Here is a 14,472-nt window from a genome sequence, read left to right as displayed (position 1 = left end):
ATCATCCTCCTTTAAGCAACTTACTACTTAAAGTATAGACATTTAGGAAAAAGATTATGCACCGTTAAATTGGTTCATCACATCAAGAAATGGTTTTGAAAGAGACGCTTCTATTGCATGAACACTATTATCAATAGCATCAGCCATAATAATATTTTCTTCTTTAGAAAACTTGGATAGCACATAATCCGCTACCTTCATGCCTGCCGGTGGGCGACTCACGCCAATACGAATGCGATTAAATTCCTGCGTTCCTAAATGCTGAATTAACGATTTAATCCCATTATGCCCGCCCGCACTGCCTTTTTGACGCAAACGCAATTTGCCTGTTTCTAAATCTAAATCATCATAAATAACGATTAAATCTTTCACCTCAATATCAAAATAGTCCATGAGAGGTCTAACACATTCCCCTGATAAATTCATATATGTTAAAGGCTTAACAAGTAGAACCTTTCCTTCAGGACGATGTACAGTAGCATACATGCCATTAAACTTAGAATTTGTTAATGGTGCATCCCACTTTTTCGCTAATGCATCTATGACATCAAAGCCAATATTATGTCTTGTATGCTCATAAGGTTTACCTGGATTTCCTAAACCAACGATAATTTTCATAAGTACCTCACTTCTTTCAATCTAATAGTCATTATTTTACCATACTGCGCTCTAAGAAAGCATTTCGTTCATATCACTTCTGAACAATTATCCATATGCTAAAAATTCATTCGCCATTAATTTCATGTCGCTTTTTCAACAAAAAAAAAGACTATCAAGTCCGTCTTTTACGACTTCCTCGATAGCCTTCCCTACTAACGTCTATTTAACCTTATGCCTCAACACTTTCTTCGACTTCTTCATCTTCTGCCGATACGGTTGGCGCCATAATTGTTGCTAAGATATGATCATCTTCGTTCACAATTTCAAACTCTACTTGATTGCGAATATCCGCTACCATGATAGATTCTCCAATTGCTAGTTTCGTAATATCAATTTCTAATGTTTCTGGAATATCAGTAGGTTTTACTTTAATTTTCACTTCTAAGTTTGGCTGCATTAAAATGCCACCTTCACTTACACCAACGGATTCTCCAGTAAGTGTTACTGCAACATCTACTTCTAATTCTTCAGTCATATCAATTGCTAAAAAATCAACATGATTCACTTCATCTTTCAGTGTACATTTTTGTACTTCTGATACAACGACATTTACCCGTTCACCATCTAACTCCACCGGAATAACACCATTACGCCCATTTTTTTGAACGAACTGTCTAAATTCTTTCGCTGAAATAGAAATTGGGGTTGAATCTAGTTTGTAGCCATAAATAACAGCAGGAATGGCTCCCCCTTTTCTAAGTTGGGTTAATGTCGAACGATGCCCAGTTTCGCGTTTATTTACACTTAACACGGTACTCATATCTATACCTTCCCCTTCCAAGAAAAATTAATAATTTATTTCACCGAAGCCGCAACCTATTTACAGAATTTTAATATACTATTTATTCGTTCTGTTAAAAGTCTTTGACAACGCTGAAATTATTTATAATATTTACATTCTTTTTACATATGAATGCAAATATTAAGCAGTAACAATTACTATTATACCCTTTAATGAGAAACTTCACACATAACTGCTACGCAAAAAGGACAAATCTACTCATAAATGTAGATTTGTCCTTTTTTTGTCACATATTATGCTAATTCTTTTACGTATAACTAAAACAAACCCCATAATTTATATTTCTAGCGTTACAGATAACCCTTTTAAAAGCTAAGGCGGACACTATCCTTCGATGGAGTTCGCCGCCTTTTGCTTTATTGACATGCATCTGTCCCTAAAAACATTATGAACCGATTTTAATTAATCGAATAAAGTACTTACTGATTTGTTTTCGTAAACGCGAGAAATTGCATCTGCCATTAATTTAGCTACTGAAAGCTCTGTAATTTTTGGTGATTTTTTCTCTTCAGAAAGTTGAATTGTATTTGTTACTACTAATTCTTTAATCGCAGAGTTTTCAATACGCTCGATAGCTGGGCCAGAAAGTACTGGATGTGAGCAACATGCATACACTTCTTTTGCACCCGCAGCACGTAATGCATCAGCGCCAATCGTAATTGTACCTGCAGTATCGATAATATCATCAATCAAGATTGCCACTTTACCATCAACATTACCAACGATGTTCATCACTTCTGCAACATTTGGTTTTGGACGGCGTTTGTCAATAATTGCAATTGGTGCTTTTAAACGTTCTGCCATTTTACGTGCACGCGTTACTCCACCATGGTCAGGTGAAACAATTACGATTTCCTCAGCAGGAATACCTTTTGATTTGAAGTAATCAGATAGTAAAGGTACCGCCATTAAGTGATCGATTAAAATATCGAAGAAACCTTGGATTTGTGGTGCATGTAAATCTAAAACGATAACACGTGTTGCACCAGCCGTTTCAAGTAAGTTTGCCACTAATTTAGCTGTAATTGGCTCACGCGCTTTTGCTTTACGGTCTTGACGAGCATAACCATAGTAAGGCATTACAACGTTAACTGTACGTGCAGATGCGCGTTTTACAGCATCTACCATAATTAAAAGCTCCATTAAATGTTCGTTTACAGGTGCAGAAGTTGACTGCACGATAAACACGTCACAACCACGAATACTTTCTTCAATGCTAATTTGAATCTCTCCATCGCTAAAGTGCTTAACAGAAGATTTCCCTAATTCAACTCCCATTTCTTGCGCAATTTCTTGGGCAAGTGGATTATTAGAATTGAGTGAAAATATTTTTAATTGTGAGTTTGCATATTGATACGGCATGATGGCCTCCTGTTTAGTTGATAATTATTTTGAATTTAATTTGCTTACATAATTCGGTTTGTTTTCTTGTCTTGCACGAGCAATTGCTAGCGCATCTTCAGGAACTTCTTTTGTAATTGTAGATCCTGCTGCAATAAATGAACCTTTTCCAACTTTCACTGGCGCTACTAAGTTAGTATTACATCCTACAAATACATCATCTTCAATAATTGTTTGGAATTTGTTTTTCCCATCATAGTTCACTGTAATAGAACCACAGCCAACATTGACGTTATTTCCTATTTCAGCATCTCCAATATAGCTTAAATGGGATACTTTTGTGTCATGACCTAGTGTACTTTTCTTCACTTCTACAAAGTTACCGATTTTAACATGGCTACCGATATCAGATAGTGGACGAATATGTGCAAATGGTCCAATCGCTGTATCTTCCGCTACAGTGCTTTCTCTTACAACAGAGGAATGTACTGAAGTACGGTCACCGATACGGCTATCAATAATTTGTGAATTTGGACCAATGATACAATCTTCTCCTATTACTGTAGCCCCTTCAATCATAGAACCAGGATGTAGAACAGTATCACGTCCAATAACTGCGTCTGAACTAATGTACGTAGCAGTTGGGTTAATAATTGTTACACCATTGCGCATATGACGTTCATTAATGCGTGCACGCATTAACGTTTCCGCCTGTGACAATGCCACACGGTCATTGACTCCGAGTGTTTCTTCAAAATCATCTGTTACATATGCTTCAACAATATCGCCTTGCTTTTGTAAAATTTCAATTACATCAGGTAAATAATACTCGCCCTGTGCATTGTCATTTTTCACAAGCTTTAACGTCTCAAACAACGCCTTGTTATCGAAGCAGTATGTCCCCGTATTAATTTCTTTTACTTGCTGTTGCGTAACACTTGCATCTTTTTGTTCAACAATTTGTTCCACCTGTCCATTATCGCCACGTAAAATACGACCATAGCCAGTTGGATTTTCAGCAACAGCTGTTAAAATTGTCGCTTTTGCATTGTTTGCTAGATGATGCTCAAATAACGCTTTCATCGTTTCAGGACGAATAAGTGGCGTATCACCGCAAACAACTAATGTTGTTCCTTGCTCGCTACCTAAAATTGACTCTGCTTGTTGTACTGCATGTGCTGTACCTAGTTGTTCAGCTTGTAAAACATACTCACTTTTATCGCCAAGTTGTTGTTTTACTTTTTCTGCACCATGTCCTACAACCGTTACGATGCGCTCGACATCTAACGTTTGAATGTGATCCACTACATGTTGTACCATGGGCTTCCCACATACTGAATGGAGCACTTTATATAATTTGGACTTCATACGTGTACCTTGACCTGCAGCCAAAATGACAGCAAAAATATTGCTCATCAGTAAGTCCTCCAATACGCTCATTTTCTCTTATGACTATATAGCAAAATTCATCTATTTTCAAGGCATGTAGAATTGACTAAAAAGTGAATTCCTAAATCAAACACGGCTTATGCTCGATTGTTATCAGCTATGCACTAAAATCTGCCCGTTTTCTCTTTTTTGAAAAATAAAAAGAACCCTTCATTCAATGAGGAGTTCTTTCTATTTTTCATCGCCAAAAAGTCCTTATTTTGTAAATAACCTTTGAACGAACATTTATTTTCATAAAACTATACGCCAATTCCTTCTAATTCGGCTGCTTGTTCTGACTCAGGCATGTCGCTTGAGTTATGATAAGCGTTTAAAATAATCTCTTGAATTTTGTTACGTGTCGTTGAATTAATCGGATGCGCAATATCTCTAAATTCTCCATCCGGTGTACGTTTACTTGGCATAGCAACGAATAAGCCTGTATTGCCATCAATTACACGGATATCATGTACCACAAACTCATTGTCGAGTGTAATGGAAGCAATCGCACGCATGCGACCATCCGTTTGAACATGACGTAATCTTACATCAGTAACTTCCATTTTCTCACCACCTCTCATCTTAGATGCCTAAATGAAAATATTTATATTCCTATTACCGAATATTTTCCTTTTCATAGTCTAACAAATTTTCTAAAAAATTTGAATACTTCATTTTTAATTCACTATAATATTTTCTCTAGTTCATCGTAAATTTGACAATAGTTTGTCAAATTTTTGGAAAACTAACGAATCTTTTATGTTTTTCTGTAATACAGCTCCATTTTCTAAGTAAACAAGTTTTTTAGATGTCTAAGATAATGACTACATGGCACTCGTAAGAAATTTTGAGTATTAGTAAAAAACCCTTTAAAAGAGCTATTGTTCTTTTAAAGGGCGCTTATATTATTTTACAACGGCTATTACTTCTATTTCCACTTTCACATCTTTTGGTAGACGAGCTACTTCCACTGCTGAACGGGCTGGCTTATGTTCGCCAAAGTGACTAGCATAGACTTCGTTCATTGCCACAAAGTCATTCATATCTTTCATAAAGACAGTAGTTTTTACTACATTGTCTAATGATGAACCAGCAGCCTCTAACACTGCCTTTAGGTTAGCAAATACTTGGTGTGTTTGAGCGGCGATATCACCCTCTACTAATTCCCCTGTTGCAGTAAGCGGAATTTGACCTGAACTATAAAACATCCCATTTACAATTATTCCTTGTGCATATGGTCCAATTGCTGCTGGTGCATTCGTTGTAGATACTACATTCATTTGTCATTTCTCCCTTTTTGTAAAATAATTTCCTTCACTTAATGCAATCGTACGATCCTTTTCATTAACCTCATGAAGCTTTACAAGTGAATAGTAATCGTCTACTAAAGTTTCATCGGCATGCTCTGCTTCAACAAGAACCGCGATACCTGCTAGTTGACAGTCAAACTCTTCTAATAGATTTTTCATACCGTTCATCGTACCTCCGACCTTCATAAAATCATCGGTAATCAGTACACGCTGTCCACTCTTCATGCTTCTTTTTGATAATACCATTGTCTGAATTCTACGAGAAGAACCAGATACGTAGTTAATGCTGACTGTAGAACCTTCTGTTACTTTGCTGTCTCTACGTACAACTACTACTGGTACATTTAAATGTCTTGCTATGGCATGGGCAATAGATATCCCCTTTGTTGCCACCGTCATAATGACATCAATTTGTTGGTCAGCAAATGCAGATGCAAAGACCTTACCAACTCGATTAATTAAATCTGGATTGCCTAGTAAATCCGTCATAAATAAATAGCCACCAGGTAACAAACGATCTGAATGTTCAAGTTCAGCTTTTAAATCCTGTATCACTAAACGAACTTCCTCTTCGGACATTTTAGGAATATACTTCACACCACCTGCAGCCCCTGGCACTGTTGTCAATAACCCGATTCCTTTTTCTTCGAAAGTTTCTTTTACAATCGTTAAATCTTCACTAATTGAAGACTTAGCTGATTGATATAATTCTGAAAAATAAGTTAGCGGGATCAGCTGATGTGGATGTTCTAGTAAATAGTACGTCATATCAACTAGTCGTTCACTACGCTTCCATTTCATGCGACCCTCTCCTAAACACGAATATTTATAGGTAAAATTAACACAATTATGCGTTTTTAAGCAAGCGTATTTCGCTCTCCTAAAATGCGCACAGCATATACTTCTTCACAAAAGCCTCGTAAGCCATTGTAAATTCGACTTACACGAGCCTCACTATCCACAAGGCCAAAGACCGTTGGACCGCTTCCGCTCATTAATGTCGCATCTGCTCCAAAACGTTTCATCTGCTCTTTTAACATAATAACTTCTGGATGCAACTTAAATGTTACAGTTTCCAAAACATTTCCTAAAGATGCACATAATAGTTCATAATTATCCGTCTCAATCGCTTGAATCATTTGCTTTGTATTTGGATGCTCAAGTCCTTCAACTTTCAATCCGCCATACACTTCCGCTGTTGATACGCCTATTTTAGGCTTGGCTAATACAACCCAACAGCTTGGCGGAGCAGGTAATTCTTGAATTTTTTCTCCACGTCCAGTTGCTAACGCTGTACCGCCGTATACACAAAAAGATACATCTGAGCCAATTTTAGCACCAAGCTCTGCTAACTCATCTATGGATAAGTTTAAATTCCAAAGTTCATTTAAGCCTTTTAGTGTCGCCGCTGCATCACTACTACCTCCTGCAAGACCTGCAGCAATCGGTATTTCTTTTTCAATTGTAATGGATACACCTTGTCTAATGCCGTATGTATCTTTTATAAGACGCGCTGCTTGATAAGCAAAGTTGCGGTGATCATTTGGTACGAAATTATCCGTTGAAATAATTTCGATTACTCCATCTTCACGAGATTCTAAGCTAATACGATCTGCCAAATCGACAGTCGTCATGACCATCTCCACTTCGTGATAATTATCTGGTCGTTTATAAAGAACATCTAATGTTAAATTAATTTTTGCAGGCGCCTTTACATAAAGCATCTTACTTCCTCCCTCATAACTACACGCAGAAACAGCCATTCATTTTTCGCGCAAGATAATTCATTTTATTTTACCATAATGAGAAAGCAAACTGAAAAAAGAACCGTTTTATAACGGTTCTCTCTCGTCAGTTGTTTTGTTGTGTTCAGCATAGGCAAGCCTAGCTAAATGAAGTAAATAAATGTAAGCAACCTATTTTACGCAAAGTAGACTACTTACGCTCTTGTTCACTGCTTGCTCTTTCCGCCATCTCAATGGCACGTTTCACCATATTACCAGCATCTCGAGCTTTAATGCCGCCCCAACCTTCTTTTTGCACAACATCATAAAATCCAAGTTCTTTGGCGATCTCTTCTTTTAAACGAGGTGACATGATACCTTTTCTAGGCATATAAACTCCTCCTTGTAACAACTGACGACATTAGTATGTCCGATAAAACGAAAAACACTCATGTAGTTTTTAACATACATGAGTGCTCCAAAATATAGAAATAAGTACTAGAAACTATTTCGCGACAGCAGCTTTTGCTTCGTCTAAAAATGTAATCTCTACTGCCTCAGTTAAAATATCTGTGTAGCTATACGATACGCGCTTGCACGTATTGTCTTCTTGATCAAGCTCAACTACAAAAATTGCACGATATGTTTCGCGCAATATCCCTGCACACTCGACCGTTTTCTTGCGACCACCGTTTGCTTTTAACTGCAAACGTTTACCCAAATGACAATCCAACGACTTTTTAATGTCCGCTAAAGTTTTTGGCATTTTCGCTTACACCTCACTAATAACTAGTATAAGTGATACGCCCAAAAATGTCAACAAAATATAATATTTTATCAGCCCTTTGTAAATGTTGTCAACTTATTTTTTTTGAAAAAATACGTTTTTTTTTCATAACACATGAAAATGTAACAATTTTTTTTACTTTGCAAAGGTTGGGTAAAGTGCGTCCGCCAGCTTTCCAAACTCTTGAATAGAAAGCGTCTCACCACGACGAGTTGGCTCGATATTTACAGATTCTAAAGCCTCGATAATATTCTCTTTATTGGCCTTACCATTTGGTAAACCCGATTGTAAATTATTTAAGATGGTTTTACGACGCTGTACAAATGACGCTCTTGTGACAACAAAAAGAAAGTCCTCATCAATCACATTAACCGGTGGCGCATCATGCTTAATAAGGCGAATAACTGCTGAATCTACATTTGGTTGTGGCATAAAAACAGTTTTCGGTACGGTCATCGCAATTTCAGCCGTCACGTAATATTGAATGGCAATCGATAATGAACCATATTCTTTTGTTCCTGGTTTCGCTGTAATACGATCCGCAACTTCTTTCTGCATCATCACCACAAAACCACGGATTGGTAGACGATCATTTAACAACTTCATTAAAATTGGTGTCGTAACATAATAGGGTAAATTAGCAACAACCATAATATCCTCAATACCTGGCATTTCCTCCTCAATTACTTTAGCAACATCTGCTTTTAAAATATCGGAATGCACGATAGACACATTATTATATGGACTTAATGTATCGGCTAGTACTGGTAATAAACGCTGATCGATTTCAAACGATACGACCTTTTTTGCGCTGCGTGCCAAATGCTCGGTTAATGCGCCAATACCGGGACCAACTTCAATTGCACCACTGTTTTCTGTCAAATTCGCATGACTAACAATGTTTCTTAAAATGTTCGGGTCAATTAAAAAATTTTGACCTAAGCTCTTTTTAAATGAAAAACCATATTTCTTTAAAATTTCCTGTGTTCGAATGGGTGTTGCAATATCCTTATGCATTATTTTCCTCCTGATCTACCTGTGCGACAGCAGCACCAAATTGCTGTTCTGTTATTTGAAACATTTTCAATCTTTTATGAAGTTGTTTACCATTTGTTGCACCAATATTCAATATTTCACCTAGACGATCACGGCGTCTTTTCGCCAATGGATGACCGATTAAACGAGCGGTCATTAAATCTTCTAGTGTAATATCATCGGCAATGGGCTCGCTGCTATTTGGCGTATAGACAAGACTTAACGCTTCGCGAATATCCTCATCTGCCGCATGCTCAATGCCTAAACCTTTACCGTTTTTTGCAATTGTTTTTGATTTTGGTAAAAAGGCATGTTTTACTCCTGAGACATGTTGCTCAATAATAGCTCGAATTCGCCGTCCTGGATAATCTGGATCTGTAAACACAATAACACCTCGTTTATCCTGTGCGTGCTGAATACGTTTAAGCGTCTCCTCTGAAATCGCAGATCCATTTGTTTCAATAGTATCTGCTTGCACAGCTCGCTTAATGGCTGTTGTATCATCTTTTCCTTCAACGACAATGATTTCTTGAATTTGCAAAAAGGCTCCTCTTTTCTACCTTATCTTCAGACCATTTTACAACTGCCCTGTGTGATTGTACAGAAATACAAAGCTCGTTTGTCCTATACGTGAAAAAAGCTTTCCCGCCAGTCAATACAGGAAAGCCAATGCTTAGTGAAAACATTTTGTTATATTTTACAATTTTTTTAATTTAATACTTTAATACGCACTTTCTTACGTCCCCAGTTGCGGGCTTGAGCATCTGTTTGTACAAGTATGTCGATCTTATTACCCTTAATTGAACCGCCAGTATCCCCAGCAATAGCTGTTCCATAACCTTCAACCCACACCTTTGAGCCAAGTTTAATAACGGATGGATCTACTGCGATTACCTTTAAGCCAGAACCTGAACGCAAGTTAATGCCAGTAGCTGATGTACCTGAACAGCCTTTACAATACGGTGTATAAGCTGTTGCTGTTACATAAAATTCTTTCCCACTAGCAGGCTCCGCTGAACCACGAGACACAGTTGTTGCGCTAGCTACTAATTTTTTTGCACCAACAGCAACTACTTGTTTCTTTGGCTCTTTTATAACGTTTTCAGATTGTAAATTTTTTGCCACAATTTTGCCGTTTTCTTTCACGACTTCATACGTTCGAGAAACTGTACCCTTCTCGCCCGTCGTGACAACTTTTTCTTTTCCTTTAAGCAAAGAAGCATCTTGCTTCTTTTCAATTGTGAAATCTATAGAGTCTTCCACTACATCGATAACCTTTTCTACGCGAACTACTGCGATTTTACTCTCTGGAGTGATAACGTCCTCCAGGTTATTCTCGACACGATCGAATTCATTAAGTTGAATTCCTTGTTGTTTTAAAAAGTTAGCGACCGTAGTCGAAGTGGACCAAACTTGTCTGTTTTCTAAACCATCGACAAGCGTTACCTGAAACGCTTTTTGAATATCGATTTTGTTATCTGCTCCTACTTCTGTATCCAAACCTTGCGCTAATGAATCATGTTCTGATACTTCGATATTTGCTTCCTTCAAAATGTCTTTCACTAGTTTTTCAGTTGTCCAAACTTTTGACTGATTTCCATCAACTGAAATTGTTACTTCTTTTGCCTGTTCCCAAGTAATTGCTAAACCATTAACAATTTTGGCATTCAGAGAGGGTGATATTTTGTCATGCGCTGCTACGTCTATATTTTGATTTTGTAATAGTTCTTCTACAGTTTTAGCATGTGTTGATACTTCAATTGCTTCTCCGTTAGCATTAAGCGTTACGGATTTTTTAGTACCTTGGTAAAGTACGAATGAAATTACTGACACAAACAGGACAAGTGAAACAATTCTTATCACTGTTTGCTTACTCCTCAATGATCCTAAGAACAAGTTTTTCATGGAATTATTTGACATGAAAAAACGCCTCCTTAATACAAAGTTGGATTATACGGACTAGATTTAGCACTGTCAACCCGAATGTATTTCAAAAAAATTTGACCATGCTATTTTAGCCAACCGCAAACACAGTATTGGAGGCACTTTAGCTAGTTAAACGTCAATCCTAAAAAATTTTTTTGCATTGGCAGTCGTTACATTGGCAACTTCCTCAATTGGGATTTCTTTTAAACGTGCAATTTCTTCTGCAACTAATGGCACCAATGCTGGTTCATTACGTTTACCACGATATGGATGTGGAGCTAGATATGGCGCATCTGTTTCAATCATCAAGTGCTCTAAAGGTATCTCTGTTGCCACTTCTTTCGGCATACGAGCATTTTTAAAAGTCACTGGTCCGCCAAGACTAATCATAAAATTCATTGCGATGCATTGACGTGCTGTTTCTACACTGCCACTATAGCAATGCATAACGCCTCCAACAGAAGCAGCGTTCTCTTCACGTAAAATATCCACAACATCCGCTGTTGCATCTCGATTATGAATGATAATTGGTAAATTTACTTTTTGTGCTAAATGAATTTGCTTGCGAAAAAGAGCTTGCTGAACATCCTTTGGTGATTTATCCCAGTAATAGTCTAACCCTGTTTCACCAATTCCAACGACTTTAGGATGTGCCGCCAATTCCTCAATCCATTTTAAATCTTCTTCAGTGCAATCAATGGCATCTACTGGATGCCAACCAATCACACCATAAATAAAATCGTATTGTTCTACTAATTCCATTGTTTTTTCAATCGTTTTACGATCGAAACCTACAACTACCATGGTTTCAACCTTTGCTTCAAGAGCTCGATCTATGACTTCTTGTAAGTCTTCTTGATATTGCTCTGCATTTAAATGTACATGAGTATCGATAAACATTGTCATTCCCCTAACCTTGATTTTATTAAAGATTATTATTTCATATTTTTCATCTGCATTACAATTTTGTTACAAACAAATTAGTATTGTGACAATACACTTATATATATTCGTCAAAACTATTACCATGTACCTAAAATTCGCCAATTTACGCGTTGCATAAATTATAGTGAAATAGTTTTCAGCCAAATAATAGTCCAAATTTAGAATGGCCTGCTGAATATTTTCTACTCAACAGGCCATACTGCATTTTTTATTTTACTTTTGCACCATTTTCAAGTTTTGGATCAACAGAGGCTAGCTTTAAAATTCCATCTTTTTCACCCGCTAAAATCATCCCTTGTGATAATTCACCACGTAATTTTACAGGTTTCAAGTTTGCAACAACAATCACTTTTTGTCCGACTAGCTCTTCCGCAGTATAATACTTAGCAATTCCCGAAACTACTTGGCGTTGCTCATATCCAAGGTCAACTTGTAGCTTTAATAATTTATCCGCTTTTGGAATCGGTTCACATGCTGTAACCGTTGCCACACGTAAGTCCACTTTCATAAAATCATCAATAGAAATTTCAGGTATTTCTGGAATTTCTACAACTTTTGATTCTGTGCTTGGTTCTTCTTCTTGAGAAGTTTTTACAGAGCCGCGCATTTCTTCTCGAATGTAAGTAATTTCAATTTCACCATCTAAACGTGGGAAAATTGGTGTACCTTTTTCTACCACTTTAATGTTTGCTGGAATAGTATTACCGAATGTTTCAATTGTTTCCCATGATAAAAATTTGTCGTCTAATCCTAATTGTTGCAATATGCGTGTCGGTGTAGATGTCATAAATGGTTGTAGCATAACGGCAATATGATGTAAACTCTCTGCCAAATTTCGCATAACAGCCCCTAATTTTGGCTTATCTACTTCTTCTTTTGCAAGTACCCAAGGTTGTGTTTCATCAATGTATTTATTTGTACGAGATACTAGTGTCCACAGGTCTGCTAATACGACACTAAATTGCATTTTTTCCATACTTTCTTCATATTTAATACGTACAGTTTCTGCATGCACTTTTAATGCCTCATCAAATTCTGTCGATTGAAGATTTTCTGTAGGAATATTACCATCAAAATACTTATTAATCATAGAAATTGTACGGTTTAATAAATTACCTAAATCATTAGCTAAATCAAAATTTGTTCGCTCCACAAATGATTCTGGTGAAAATACGCCATCAGAGCCGAATGGTAACTCTCTTAATAGGAAGTAACGTGTTGCATCTAATCCATAACGTTCGATTAACATTTCAGGATAGATAACATTTCCTTTTGATTTAGACATTTTTCCGTCTTTCATCATAATAAATCCATGCGCGAAAACTTTTTTAGGTAATGGTAAATCAAGTGCCATTAAGAATATTGGCCAATAGATTGTATGGAAACGTACGATATCTTTTCCTACCACATGTACATCGGCTGGCCAATATTTATTAAATAACGTTTCATCTTCTGATAAGTAACCTAAAGAGGTAATATAATTTGTTAACGCATCTACCCAAACGTAAATTACGTGTTTTGGGTCTCCTGGCACTTTGATACCCCAATCAAATGAAGTTCGTGAAACTGATAAATCTTCAAGCCCTGGTTTAATAAAGTTATTAATCATTTCGTTTTTACGAGATTCCGGTTCGATGAATTCTAGATTTTCTTCATAATAAGCGAGTAGGCGATCTGCGTATTTCTTCATATTAAAGAAGTAAGATTCTTCTTTAACTTTGTGTACAGCGCGACCACAGTCTGGACACTTTCCATCTTCTAATTGCGTTTCAGTAAAGAATGACTCACAAGGAGTACAGTACCACCCTTCATACTCACCTTTATAGATATCGCCGTTGTCTAAAAACTTTTGGAAAATCTTTTCGACAGTTTTTTTATGACGTTCTTCCGTTGTTTGAATGAAATCATCATAAGAAATATCCATTAATGCCCATAGTTTTTTCGCTGCCTCGGCAATCTCATTTACATATTCTTGAGGATGCTTGCCAGCTTCTGCAGCTTTTTCTTGAATCTTTTGTCCATGCTCGTCCATCCCAGTTAAGAAACGTACATCATAGCCACGTAAACGTTTGTAACGTGCAATCGTATCAGACGCTACTGTCGTATACGCTGTACCAATATGGAATTTTCCACTTGGATAGTAAATCGGGGTTGTTATATAGAATGTTTTGTTTTGTTCGCTCACGAGAACTGCCTCCAATGTTTCACAGTATAATATCTATTCTATCGAAGTACGAAATTCGTTTCAATGAAAGTTTATTGAATGCGAAAAATGTCGAATATTATATTAATCCATTTAATGTATTTTATAAGAAGCTTTTTTACTATAAAATAAAATCTATAATAAAAACCTTTTAAAAAAATAGAAATAACAGTTTTCTCCTCAAAAATTTTTACAAATAAGAAATTATTACTGTATTAATTAATTGACGTTTATGGCATTACTTGGTATGATAACTATCAGACAAGGAAATTATGTCGAAATTTGACGAAACACAAATATAACTTTCACTT

The 14,472-nt window shown here is 36.7% G+C and carries 15 protein-coding genes; all 15 read right to left on the bottom strand.

What is annotated here, in order from left to right; translation table 11 throughout:
- Positions 1–54 precede the first annotated feature (54 nt).
- Positions 55–618, bottom strand: a complete 564-nt coding sequence (gene pth, locus MKY08_RS00370) for an aminoacyl-tRNA hydrolase (protein WP_069510831.1) — start codon at positions 616–618, stop codon at positions 55–57.
- A 211-nt stretch (positions 619–829) separates the two neighbouring features.
- Positions 830–1,420: a 50S ribosomal protein L25/general stress protein Ctc gene (locus tag MKY08_RS00365; protein WP_069510829.1), complete on the bottom strand. Its 591-nt coding sequence runs from the start codon at positions 1,418–1,420 to the stop codon at positions 830–832.
- 444 nt (positions 1,421–1,864) lie between these two features.
- Positions 1,865–2,824 carry a ribose-phosphate diphosphokinase gene (locus MKY08_RS00360; protein WP_024362592.1) on the bottom strand — a complete coding sequence of 320 codons (960 nt, stop codon included), beginning with the start codon at positions 2,822–2,824 and terminating at the stop codon, positions 1,865–1,867.
- 24 nt (positions 2,825–2,848) lie between these two features.
- On the bottom strand, positions 2,849–4,219 hold the full coding sequence (gene glmU / locus MKY08_RS00355) for a bifunctional UDP-N-acetylglucosamine diphosphorylase/glucosamine-1-phosphate N-acetyltransferase GlmU (protein WP_069510827.1): 1,371 nt from the start codon (positions 4,217–4,219) through the stop codon (positions 2,849–2,851).
- 272 nt (positions 4,220–4,491) lie between these two features.
- The gene (gene spoVG / locus MKY08_RS00350) at positions 4,492–4,794 is read right to left on the bottom strand and encodes a septation regulator SpoVG (RefSeq protein ID WP_069510826.1); all 303 of its coding nucleotides are present in this window, start codon (positions 4,792–4,794) and stop codon (positions 4,492–4,494) included.
- A 342-nt stretch (positions 4,795–5,136) separates the two neighbouring features.
- Entirely contained in the window at positions 5,137–5,511 is a 375-nt protein-coding gene (locus MKY08_RS00345) for a RidA family protein (protein WP_024362589.1), read from the bottom strand.
- Between the two features lie 3 nt (positions 5,512–5,514).
- Positions 5,515–6,342 carry a pur operon repressor gene (gene purR / locus MKY08_RS00340; RefSeq protein ID WP_024362588.1) on the bottom strand — a complete coding sequence of 276 codons (828 nt, stop codon included), beginning with the start codon at positions 6,340–6,342 and terminating at the stop codon, positions 5,515–5,517.
- Between the two features lie 56 nt (positions 6,343–6,398).
- On the bottom strand, positions 6,399–7,265 hold the full coding sequence (gene ispE / locus MKY08_RS00335) for a 4-(cytidine 5'-diphospho)-2-C-methyl-D-erythritol kinase (RefSeq protein ID WP_069510824.1): 867 nt from the start codon (positions 7,263–7,265) through the stop codon (positions 6,399–6,401).
- A 211-nt stretch (positions 7,266–7,476) separates the two neighbouring features.
- Complete coding sequence (locus MKY08_RS00330) at positions 7,477–7,656, bottom strand: small, acid-soluble spore protein, alpha/beta type (protein WP_004229193.1); 180 nt, start codon at positions 7,654–7,656, stop codon at positions 7,477–7,479.
- A gap of 114 nt (positions 7,657–7,770) precedes the next feature.
- Positions 7,771–8,031, bottom strand: coding sequence for a Veg family protein (locus MKY08_RS00325; RefSeq protein ID WP_004229199.1), 261 nt, complete (start codon positions 8,029–8,031; stop codon positions 7,771–7,773).
- Positions 8,032–8,187: 156 nt separating this feature from the next.
- Positions 8,188–9,069 (bottom strand): 16S rRNA (adenine(1518)-N(6)/adenine(1519)-N(6))-dimethyltransferase RsmA, encoded by an 882-nt coding sequence (rsmA, locus tag MKY08_RS00320; RefSeq protein WP_069510822.1) that lies wholly within the window; start codon positions 9,067–9,069, stop codon positions 8,188–8,190.
- Positions 9,062–9,628 carry a ribonuclease M5 gene (gene rnmV, locus MKY08_RS00315; RefSeq protein ID WP_069510820.1) on the bottom strand — a complete coding sequence of 189 codons (567 nt, stop codon included), beginning with the start codon at positions 9,626–9,628 and terminating at the stop codon, positions 9,062–9,064. The genes rsmA and rnmV overlap by 8 nt, the downstream gene beginning before the upstream one ends.
- 167 nt (positions 9,629–9,795) lie before the next feature.
- Positions 9,796–11,007: a G5 and 3D domain-containing protein gene (locus tag MKY08_RS00310; protein ID WP_069510818.1), complete on the bottom strand. Its 1,212-nt coding sequence runs from the start codon at positions 11,005–11,007 to the stop codon at positions 9,796–9,798.
- 135 nt (positions 11,008–11,142) lie between these two features.
- Complete coding sequence (locus MKY08_RS00305; protein ID WP_069510816.1) at positions 11,143–11,913, bottom strand: TatD family hydrolase; 771 nt, start codon at positions 11,911–11,913, stop codon at positions 11,143–11,145.
- 253 nt (positions 11,914–12,166) lie between these two features.
- The gene (gene metG, locus MKY08_RS00300; RefSeq protein WP_069510813.1) at positions 12,167–14,143 is read right to left on the bottom strand and encodes a methionine--tRNA ligase; all 1,977 of its coding nucleotides are present in this window, start codon (positions 14,141–14,143) and stop codon (positions 12,167–12,169) included.
- Positions 14,144–14,472: the final 329 nt, after the last annotated feature.

The sequence above is a fragment of the Lysinibacillus sp. FSL M8-0337 genome, from assembly GCF_038593855.1.
In the GTDB taxonomy this organism is placed as follows: domain Bacteria; phylum Bacillota; class Bacilli; order Bacillales_A; family Planococcaceae; genus Lysinibacillus; species Lysinibacillus sphaericus_D.
Note: the sequence above shows the minus strand (reverse complement) of the source record. Positions and strands in the feature narration are given on the sequence as shown.

Bases quoted from the DNA above. Each gene is read 5' to 3' on its own strand.
- pth (WP_069510831.1), bottom strand. From the start codon at position 618: ATGAAAATTATCGTTGGTTTAGGAAATCCAGGTAAACCTTATGAGCAT.
- MKY08_RS00365 (WP_069510829.1), bottom strand. From the start codon at position 1,420: ATGAGTACCGTGTTAAGTGTAAATAAACGCGAAACTGGGCATCGTTCG.
- MKY08_RS00360 (WP_024362592.1), bottom strand. From the start codon at position 2,824: ATGCCGTATCAATATGCAAACTCACAATTAAAAATATTTTCACTCAAT.
- glmU (WP_069510827.1), bottom strand. From the start codon at position 4,219: ATGAGCAATATTTTTGCTGTCATTTTGGCTGCAGGTCAAGGTACACGT.
- spoVG (WP_069510826.1), bottom strand. From the start codon at position 4,794: ATGGAAGTTACTGATGTAAGATTACGTCATGTTCAAACGGATGGTCGC.
- MKY08_RS00345 (WP_024362589.1), bottom strand. From the start codon at position 5,511: ATGAATGTAGTATCTACAACGAATGCACCAGCAGCAATTGGACCATAT.
- purR (WP_024362588.1), bottom strand. From the start codon at position 6,342: ATGAAATGGAAGCGTAGTGAACGACTAGTTGATATGACGTACTATTTA.
- ispE (WP_069510824.1), bottom strand. From the start codon at position 7,265: ATGCTTTATGTAAAGGCGCCTGCAAAAATTAATTTAACATTAGATGTT.
- MKY08_RS00330 (WP_004229193.1), bottom strand. From the start codon at position 7,656: ATGCCTAGAAAAGGTATCATGTCACCTCGTTTAAAAGAAGAGATCGCC.
- MKY08_RS00325 (WP_004229199.1), bottom strand. From the start codon at position 8,031: ATGCCAAAAACTTTAGCGGACATTAAAAAGTCGTTGGATTGTCATTTG.
- rsmA (WP_069510822.1), bottom strand. From the start codon at position 9,069: ATGCATAAGGATATTGCAACACCCATTCGAACACAGGAAATTTTAAAG.
- MKY08_RS00310 (WP_069510818.1), bottom strand. From the start codon at position 11,007: ATGTCAAATAATTCCATGAAAAACTTGTTCTTAGGATCATTGAGGAGT.
- MKY08_RS00305 (WP_069510816.1), bottom strand. From the start codon at position 11,913: ATGTTTATCGATACTCATGTACATTTAAATGCAGAGCAATATCAAGAA.